The organism is Streptomyces sp. NPDC001858 (assembly GCF_053594615.1).
Map to the genome: position 1 here is coordinate 1 of NZ_JBSFEV010000089.1, position 8,334 is coordinate 8,334.

7 protein-coding genes and 3 pseudogenes are annotated in these 8,334 nt (G+C 67.0%); 5 read left to right on the top strand and 5 right to left on the bottom strand.

The window, feature by feature from the left end; genetic code table 11:
• Nucleotides 1–436 precede the first annotated feature (436 nt).
• Together ACWCPF_RS45065 and ACWCPF_RS45070 are read right to left on the bottom strand one after the other, a co-directional pair.
• Nucleotides 437–841 (bottom strand): hypothetical protein, encoded by a 405-nt coding sequence (locus ACWCPF_RS45065; protein WP_451050969.1) that lies wholly within the window; start codon nucleotides 839–841, stop codon nucleotides 437–439.
• Nucleotides 842–881: 40 nt separating this feature from the next.
• On the bottom strand, nucleotides 882–1,307 hold the full coding sequence (locus tag ACWCPF_RS45070; protein ID WP_451050970.1) for a DUF4259 domain-containing protein: 426 nt from the start codon (nucleotides 1,305–1,307) through the stop codon (nucleotides 882–884).
• 868 nt (nucleotides 1,308–2,175) lie between these two features.
• On the opposite strand from ACWCPF_RS45070, the pseudogene ACWCPF_RS45075 reads away from it, so the two are divergent.
• Both ACWCPF_RS45075 and ACWCPF_RS45080 read left to right on the top strand, forming a co-directional pair.
• A pseudogene (locus ACWCPF_RS45075) lies at nucleotides 2,176–2,715 on the top strand (transposase family protein); the annotation flags it as partial.
• A gap of 49 nt (nucleotides 2,716–2,764) precedes the next feature.
• Nucleotides 2,765–3,619 (top strand): hypothetical protein, encoded by an 855-nt coding sequence (locus ACWCPF_RS45080; protein ID WP_451050975.1) that lies wholly within the window; start codon nucleotides 2,765–2,767, stop codon nucleotides 3,617–3,619.
• A 44-nt stretch (nucleotides 3,620–3,663) separates the two neighbouring features.
• Here the strand turns inward: ACWCPF_RS45080 and ACWCPF_RS45085 are convergent, their stop codons facing one another.
• Nucleotides 3,664–4,212: a DUF4262 domain-containing protein gene (locus ACWCPF_RS45085; protein WP_451050971.1), complete on the bottom strand. Its 549-nt coding sequence runs from the start codon at nucleotides 4,210–4,212 to the stop codon at nucleotides 3,664–3,666.
• A 170-nt stretch (nucleotides 4,213–4,382) separates the two neighbouring features.
• Between ACWCPF_RS45085 and ACWCPF_RS45090 the strand changes: the two genes are divergently transcribed.
• Complete coding sequence (locus ACWCPF_RS45090) at nucleotides 4,383–4,865, top strand: N-acetyltransferase family protein (protein ID WP_451050972.1); 483 nt, start codon at nucleotides 4,383–4,385, stop codon at nucleotides 4,863–4,865.
• A 93-nt stretch (nucleotides 4,866–4,958) separates the two neighbouring features.
• On the opposite strand, the pseudogene ACWCPF_RS45095 reads toward ACWCPF_RS45090, so the two are convergent.
• Nucleotides 4,959–5,039: pseudogene (locus tag ACWCPF_RS45095) on the bottom strand (IS21-like element helper ATPase IstB); the annotation flags it as partial.
• Between the two features lie 172 nt (nucleotides 5,040–5,211).
• A pseudogene (locus ACWCPF_RS45100) lies at nucleotides 5,212–5,550 on the bottom strand (ATP-grasp peptide maturase system methyltransferase); the annotation flags it as partial.
• A gap of 148 nt (nucleotides 5,551–5,698) precedes the next feature.
• Between ACWCPF_RS45100 and ACWCPF_RS45105 the strand changes: the two are divergent.
• On the top strand, nucleotides 5,699–6,838 hold the full coding sequence (locus ACWCPF_RS45105; protein WP_451050973.1) for a hypothetical protein: 1,140 nt from the start codon (nucleotides 5,699–5,701) through the stop codon (nucleotides 6,836–6,838).
• A gap of 52 nt (nucleotides 6,839–6,890) precedes the next feature.
• Nucleotides 6,891–8,165, top strand: a complete 1,275-nt coding sequence (locus tag ACWCPF_RS45110) for an IS701 family transposase (RefSeq protein ID WP_451050974.1) — start codon at nucleotides 6,891–6,893, stop codon at nucleotides 8,163–8,165.
• Nucleotides 8,166–8,334: the final 169 nt, after the last annotated feature.

The following is an 8,334-nucleotide window of genomic DNA, read 5'->3' on the forward strand; positions in this document are numbered from 1 at the left end:
CGCTACGAGAAACGCGCCTACATCTACCTCGGAACCGTCACCCTCGCGGCCCTCATGACCTGGCTCCGCACATGATCCGAGAAACAGCGCCTAGACAAGGGAGGTGGCTCCGGGGGAACCGCTGAGAGGGCCGGAGCGGCCGGAGCCGGCCGGTGGGCCATGAGGCCGCCTCGCCCCGGATGGCCCCGGGGACCTTCAAGGTGAATTTCGATGCCAGTCTGCTGATCTTTTACCCAGATGACGTTCCGGGGACTGCGCTGCACCCCGATTCTCGGCGTCTCGCTGGTTGCTGCGGCTCGCCGGCCAGGACGGCCCCAACCTCGTATGCAGCGGCTGCGGTGTCGAGGTCGCGACCAAGGAGTCTGACTGCTGGACCAACAACCTCGTGGCATTGATCGCCTCCGCCGCTACGGAGAGTGGCTCCGCGCCCCAGCCTTCAGCGATGGGAACGGAGCACGCCGTCGCGGTACTGCTGGAAGCCGCGCCATCCGGACGTTTCCAATGGAGTGATCAGGTCTCCTTCGGCACAGTCCAGAACCTTGCAGCGTAGGGCTCCAGCAAGGCGGAAGACAGGGGTGAGGACGTCGTCGCCGGATCCGCGGATGTGGAGCATGATCGAGTCGACCGGGTCTTCTGCACCGATCTCGAGTTCCATGGACCAGGTAGGCCCGAGGAGTTCTCCCCAGGTGGGGTCGGAGACGTCGACGTCGGGGATGACCTGGGTGATGGAAACGAGGACGTCGTGCCGGCTGCCGATAGGCGCGGTGGTGTAGTCGTCGGGGATCTGCTGCACCGAGGTGATGTCGTCGGGCAGGCGGAGGAGGAGCACGTCCCAGCTCATGGTGACCTTTCGGCGATGACTCGTAGAAGGTGCGGATGGTTCAGAACAGGCTGGGTTGTTCTCCAAGGGGCTGTGGCGTGAGCACGTTCCGTAGGTTGCGGATTTGCTCCCGCCAGGGACCGCCATCCGATTCATCCCAAAGGTCCATCAGCTCGGACGGCTCGGACATGACGCGGTCGAGGGCTTGAAGTGCCAGGTCGAGCAGGCTGGTGAGGTCGGGGAGCGGTTCCTCGGGGCCGTGGACGGGATCGGTCGGCTCACCCTCGGGGCACTGTGCGGCGATGAGGGCGGCTGCGGCGACGGCCTCTTCGGATTCGGGTGCTTCGAGGTAGCCGGCGGTGTCGATCACGCGGGTGAGGGTGTCGCAGATAATGCCCGCGCGTGCGTCTGCGGCAGCCTCGTCGAGGGTGCCGCTGAAGTCCGCTGCGGTGTCGTTGCCGAAAGGTCCGACGTCCCAAGTGCCCATGTTGCTCTCCTGCATCGTGGCCGGTTCTGGGCATCTTGACAGCAGCCACTGACAGGATCCCTGTCTGAACGGTGGACAGGAATGATCCCGCGTCGTTTTCGGCTGAGCGGAAGGCGCACGCATGCGGTCGGTTGGGGACACCTGCGGTCACCGTCTGCGATCTTGTTGCGGCTCGGCCTACGTTTGGCTTGGGATTCGCCTGCCGTTGGGGCCGTGGTGCCGGTAGGGAGAGGGCGGACCGCGATGACGTTGCTGTTCGCGCGTCTGGATCGGGAAGAGGCGGTCGTTCGGGGCGAGTCGGCCGCACTGCGCGACAAGGTCGCGGTGGCCGAGGAGCGGCTTGCTCACCTGACGATCACGCGGGAGACGCTGTTGTCCCTGGCCGGCGAGGAGTACGCCCACCAGGACAGCACCGCGCAAGAGCCGCCAGAAGCCCCTGCGGACGAACCGGTGCCGAACGACACCGGGCCCGGTTCTCAGTGTGCCGGTGCAGAAGTACCTTCCAGCGGAGCCGCGCCTGTCGGCCCGTTGGAGTGGGCAGAGGCGCGAGAGCGGATGCTGGTACTGCTCGCGAGCGCTGGGCGGCTGGCTTGTCCACTTCTAGGAGGTTCTGGCACAGATCTTGGGGAGCGGTCGCAGAACGTGAGCTTGTGTTCGATTGCGAGGGGGGCGGGTCGCGTGAAACCGCGTACGCCTACCCGTCTGGCAGCCGAAAATGATGCTCCATCACATCCTTGGTTGTCCCTGCCGCGGTCGGTCCTTGACGGTGCTGGTGCTGGTCATGCAGACCGATGCACCGTTCTCGGACTCGCTGGTGTTCGACGGGATCGACGATATGGATGTCGAGGCGGTTGCGGCCGCGTTCGGCATGGTCGAGGTGGTGGCGCGAGGCCGCGCGGCTCGGGCGGCGTCTCCGGGCTGCGGCCGCTTTTCGGACCGAGTCCACGACCGTTACAAGCGCAGGCTGAAGGACCTTCCGCTCGCTGAGCAGGGCTTTGTGATCCGGCTGACGGTCCGGCGCTTCATCTGCGGGTTTGCGCACGGTCCGCGCCGGACGTTCGCCGGGCCGTTCTCGCGGCTGGCCGCCCCGCACGCACGGTTCACGACGCGTCTCAATTACGCCCAGGAGCGCGTGGGGCTCGCGCTGGCGGGGCGGGCCGGAGCCCGGCTGGCTGCCCGGCTGGGCTTCGGCGCAGGACGGATGACCTTGTTTCGCAGGGTCATGGCATTGCCCGATCCACGGTTCAGCACGCCGCGTGTGCTGGGCGTGGACGACTTCGCGATCCGTCGCGGCCAGACGTACTCCACCGTCTTGACCAGTGTCGAAGATCATCGCGTGGCCGATGTGCTTCCGACCCGTGAAGCGGAGCCGCTGGCCGGGTGGCTGATCCGTCACCCCGGCGTGGAGATCATCTGCCGGGACCGGGCGGGTGCCTACGCCGAGAGTGCCCGGCGCCGTGCCCCCCAACGCTCTGCAGGTCGCCGACCGGCTCCATCTGTGGCAGGGCCTTGGCCGGGCCGTCGAGACCTGCGTCGCCGCCCACCGCGACTGCCTGCGCAACCCGTCGCTCAGTGGCACGCTGTCAGGCGAGACCCGTCCAGACCCTGGTCGGCCGCAGGACGACTCGGCGCCCGTCGGCCGGCGGGCCGACCGGAAGAAGGCAGCACACGCCCTGGTCCACGAGCTCCTTGCCCAAGGCCACTCACGCCGGGCGATCGCCCGGCACCTGGGCTGGGGCCTCAACACCGTTCTCCGCCGGTACGCGAACGCCGCACGCTGGCAGGACACCTTCCGGGAGAACCGGCCCCGGCCCAGCAGACAGGACCCCTACAAGCCCTACCTGGAGCGACGGTTTGCCGAGGGATGCACCAGCGTCACGCACCTCCACAGCGAACTCATTGCCGCCAACGCGCCCGTCACCTACCAGATGGTCCGCGCCCACATCGCCGCCCTCCGCAGGGCTCCGTCCGCCGCACCGCCGCGGCCGCCGACGGTGCGGCAGGCGACCGGCTGGCTCACCCGACACCCCACCGCGCTGAGCGAGGACGACCGCGCCAGCCTGAAGGAGGTCCTAGCCCGTTGCCCCGAACTCGACAAGGCCGCCGGACACGTCCGCGACTTTGGCGAGATACTCACAGACCGCCTCGGCTCCACACTCCCCACCTGGATCGACGCAGTGACTACAGGGCTCACCCTGGACTGGAACTCGGGCGGCATCGAGGGTGCCATGAACCGCATCAAGAAGATCAAGAGACAGCTCTACGGCCGAGCCGGATTCGAACTGCTCCGCAAAATGATCTTGCTTCAGTAGCCGTCACGACGGTGTTGGTCTGTCGCTGGCCAGCACGTTAGAGGTCAGAGTTCGGTCGTCCAGATCCCGACAGGGTGCTCACTCGGCGGCTGCCACAACTGAGGCTGGGACTCCCGATGCTTCTCCTCGGCCTGCTCTTCCCAGTGAAAGCGGTCATTCGCGTCGGGCCATGCGACTTGCAGCACAGGGAAAGGGGGCCGCCGGTAGAACCCGATGGCCTGCCCGAAAAAGGTCCGGTACCAGCGGAGATCGACCTGCCTGAGCACGACCTGGTGGCCGTCGACAACGTCAGGATGCTTCTGGCCGTCAGCCAGTACAACACCTGCGGCGGACTTCGCTCCGAGCCCGTTGAGCATGCGGTGCATGACGTGGATATCGAGCCCGAACATGGCGAGCTCGGGTGTGCCGTGAGTGTGTGCGAGGCCGATGGTGTAGGCGAATCCAGGACCGATCTCGTCCTCGGGAACCATTACGACGTGCCATCCATGCTGCTGCACATTCTCGGTGATCGCCAGATCCATGCGGTCCGCTTCGTCCCGGTCACCGTAGTCATGGCAGAGGATGCAGCGGCACTGGAACGGATCATCAGTCATGTGCGGAGGCTACGAGGTGGGCGTTTGCGTCGGGCAGTCGGGGTTCGTGATCATCCTCTCAATCGAACAACATCGTCACCCTCCGCGATCGCTCCCCAAGATCTGTGCCAGAACCGAATTTGATAGGCACTTGGGCAGATATGTCAGTGCCGGTCGGTAGTGTCGCGGCCATGAGTGATCAACGACACGAGGTGGTTGTCCGTAGAGCCGAACAGGCGGATGTCGAAGGGCTCGTCGCATGCAGCAGCGCGCTGTTCGCCGAGGACGCCGGGACCCGGGATCCCAGCATCAACATCGACTGGCCTCGCGAGCATGGACCGCAGCGTTTCACGGCTGGGATAGCGGATCCGAGTCGGCTTCTCCTCGTTGCTGACTGCGGCGGCGAAGTGGTGGGGCATCTCGCGGGTGTGGTGGGCGAGGCATCCGCGATGAAGCCGGTGAAGGTCGCGACGCTGGTGAGCATGTACGTGCAGCCCGCATACCGCCGGGGACAGATCGGAGGTCGCCTGGTCGGCGAGTTCTTCGCTTGGGCGAAGCAGATGGGGGCCGGGCTGGCGGAAGTGACAGCCTACTCAAGCAACGCCGAGGCCGTTCGGTTCTATGAGCGCAACGGCTTCGCGTCTCAGTCGGTGACCTTGGAAACCGCTCTGTAGCGTCTCTGCACGTCGTCAGCCACCGCACTCAGCCGCTGCGGGACTCTTCAGCGCGAGCTTTGGTCTGGGCGAGGCGGTAGGAGTTGGTTCCGGTATGGCCACGCTGTTCTTCTCCTCCCGCTCGGTGAGTATTTGGAAGCGCAGTTCGACGCCGCGTCGGTCGAGCTCCATGTGTTGGGTCGGGGACGGGACGCCGTGCTCCGTTTCCGGTACCGTTTTCCCATCCCCGCCCGCCGAACCGGCGTGCTGATCTGCGCTCCACGAAACGTGTATCGCTGGACCCGCATTTGCGCCGGGTTATAGAGGACAACTCCGCCCTTGGTGATGCGGTCCGCCCAGTAGCGACGCCGCAGCTGGCGCTCGAGGCCGTCTCCAGGCGGCGGCCGTCCACCTCGATGCTGGTGACGTCGGCGGAGCCCAGGAGTTCGCACGCGAGCGCGGTCGAGTGTCCGGTGCCAGTGCCGATTTCCAGCACGGTGTGCCCCTCGGTGACCTCGGCGTCCGCCCACATCCGCACGACCAGCGACGGCAGCATGGACGACGAGGTCGGCGCGCCACCGCGCCGAACCTGCGGGTTCTTCCAGTCGGGCTCGTCGCCGTCGAACTGCTTGATGAGCGTGGTGTCGGAGTACGCGGCGGCCAGCCAGCGGCCGTAGTCGAGCTCGGCGGTGGCCGGCTCCCCCACTTCAACCACCCCTGCACGATTGTCGGAAAGAGCACGGTCACCGTCGGCACCACCGCCCAGGTCACCCTCCTCGCCCAGCGCCTGGCCCCCGCCGGCGACCGCGTCGACGTCGTCTGGAACCCCGGAGTTCCTCCGCGAGGGCCACGCCGTGGAGGACACCCTCCGCCCGGACCGCCTCATCGCAGGCGTCACCACCGCCGAGGGCGAGAAAGCGATCCGTTCCGTCTACGCCCCGATCCTGGACGCGGGCGTGCCCCTCTTCGTCACCGACCCGCAGACCGCCGAACTCGCCAAGGGCGCCGCGAACACCTTCCTCGGCCTGAAGATCTCCTACGCCAACGCCCTCGCCGACATGTGCGAGGCCGCGGGCGGCGACATCGACCAGATCGTGGAGATCCTCGGCATCGACCCCCGCATCGGCAGCGGCGGCATGCGCCCCGGCATCGGCAGCGGCGGCATGCGGCCCGGCATCGGCTGCGGCGGCATGCGGCCCGGCATCGGCTACGGCGGCGGCTGCCTCCCCAAGGACATCCGCGCCTTCACCGCGAGCGCCCGGCAGCTCGGCGCCGACGAGGCCGCCGAGCTCCTGCGTTCCGCCGAGAAGATCCGGCGGCGACGTCGCGCACCTTGTCCAGGCCCTGCACCGTCACCGGCGTCTGGTACTGGGATGTGGTGTCGGTGCCGGTGCCAAGTTCGCCGTGGGTGTTGTCGCCCCAGGCAAGGACGCGCCCCTCTCTTTCGGATCTTGCCGGGCGCGCGACGCCGGATCATCCCTCCCCAGTCCCAAGGGGGGTGCCCCTATGTCTTCGGTCAAGCTGGTTGGGTGTGGGGTCGGGGCGTCTGGAACGATGTGATCGTGCATGCTGATGATCAGGTTGGCGAGGGTGTCCCCGCGGAGCTCGCGGCATTCCTGCGGGGTGCGGTCGACGGCCGCCCGGTGAAGATCGCTCCTTCCATCTGCGAGGGGTGCGGCGGTCGTGTGTTCTTCGTGCTGGTCAACGCGTCCGGAGCGGAACGCGAGTGTTCTGGCTGCAGCAGCCGTGCGTTCATCGCGGACAGCGAAGAGTACTGGAACGAGGAGTCCTGGGAGGACGACGAGCCCGGTGCGGCCGGCTGCCCGTGCGGCAGCGAGGAGTTCGAGGCCGCGGTCGCGTTCTCACTCGCCGACGACGGATCCGTCCGCTGGGTGACCCTTGGCCTGCAGTGCATCAAGGACGGATTCTCCGGCGTCTATGCCGACTGGAAGATCGACTACGGACCCACGGATCACCTCCTGGCCATGGTCTAGTAGTGCTTCGTTAGGTCTATTCGTTGATGCTGATCAAGAGCATGTTGGTCGTGTGGATGCGCATGAAGTAAACCGATTACGGGCGGCGTTGGCCATGTTCGTGGCGGATGTCTTCGTCTCGGTGCCGCGTACGGATCAGCGGGCCAAGGGTGAGTGTTATCTGCGAGGCCTGATGCTGGATGGTCGGCGCAAGTCGATCCAGCCGATGGCCGAACGTCTGCCGGACGGGAACATGCAGGCCCTGCAGCAGTTCGTGAACCAGTCGCCGTGGGATCCGCTGCCGGTCAGGCAGCGGATCGCCGAGCGGCTGTCCAGAGTCGTCAGGCCCGAGGTGTGGGTGATCGACGACGTGTCGTTCCCCAAGTGCGGGAAGGCCTCGGTCGGAGTGGCCCGCCAGTACTGCGGAGCGGTCGGCAAACGGGCGAACTGCCAGGTCGCAGTCAGTGTCCATGCCGCCACCGACACCGCCTCGTGCCCCTTGGAGTGGCAGCTGTATCTGCCGAGCGAGTGGACGGACGAGCCCGACCGCTGCCGCAGGGCAGGCATCCCCGAGGACGTGGTGCACCGGGAGAAGTGGCGTCTGGCGCTCGGCCTGCTGGACACACTCGCCGAGTGGCAGTTGGAGGCGCCGGTCGTGGTCGCCGACGCCGGCTACGGCGTCAGCACGCCGTTCCGGCTCGGTCTCGAGGAGCGAGGGCTGCCCTATGTCCTGGCCCTGCACGGGAAGGAAGTCGCTCATCGGGAGGATGTCGAGCCGCACCAGCCCGCTTATGGCGGGCTCGGGCCGCCCACCCTTCCCCGCTACCGCACCCCGCCGCGAGCCATCTCCACCCTCGCGGCGGAGGCAGGTGCGGAGCGATTCTCCGAAGTGACCTGGAGGCAGGGCAGCAAGGGCGCGATGACCTCACGGTTCACGGTGCTGACGGTGCGGCCCGCGGGCAAACAGTCCCTGGCCGCCGCCCAGGAATCGGGCGGGGGCCGCAGCCGGTGGGACGGAGTCCTGCCCACCCAGACCCTCCTGGTCGAATGGCCGGACGGCCAGGACGCCCCGACGAACTACTGGATATCGAATATGCCGCCCACCACACCGACCGCTGACCTGGTGCGGTGGGCGAAGATGCGCTGGCGGATCGAACATGACTACCGCGAGCTCAAACACGGCCTGGGACTCGACCACTTCGAAGGCCGAACCTGGCGCGGCTGGCACCACCACGTCACCCTCGTCACCGCCGCGCAGGCATTCCTCACCCTCCGCAGGCTCGACCCAAAAGTCGAGGCACCGCCCCGAGCCTCTACCAGACCCTCGACGCACTCCAAGACCTGCTGAAGTGCTGGACCGGAACTGCAGCACCTGCGGTCGCCCCCTCAGAACCAGCAGAACCAGAACCTAACGAAGCACTACTAGGCGCTGTTTCTCGGATCATGTGCGGAGCCAGGTCATGAGGGCCGCGAGGGTGACGGTTCCGAGGTAGATGTAGGCGCGTTTCTCGTAGCGC

Bases quoted from the DNA above. Each gene is read 5' to 3' on its own strand.
- ACWCPF_RS45085 (WP_451050971.1), bottom strand. From the start codon at position 4,212: ATGACTGATGATCCGTTCCAGTGCCGCTGCATCCTCTGCCATGACTAC.
- ACWCPF_RS45090 (WP_451050972.1), top strand. From the start codon at position 4,383: ATGAGTGATCAACGACACGAGGTGGTTGTCCGTAGAGCCGAACAGGCG.
- ACWCPF_RS45065 (WP_451050969.1), bottom strand. From the start codon at position 841: ATGAGCTGGGACGTGCTCCTCCTCCGCCTGCCCGACGACATCACCTCG.
- ACWCPF_RS45070 (WP_451050970.1), bottom strand. From the start codon at position 1,307: ATGGGCACTTGGGACGTCGGACCTTTCGGCAACGACACCGCAGCGGAC.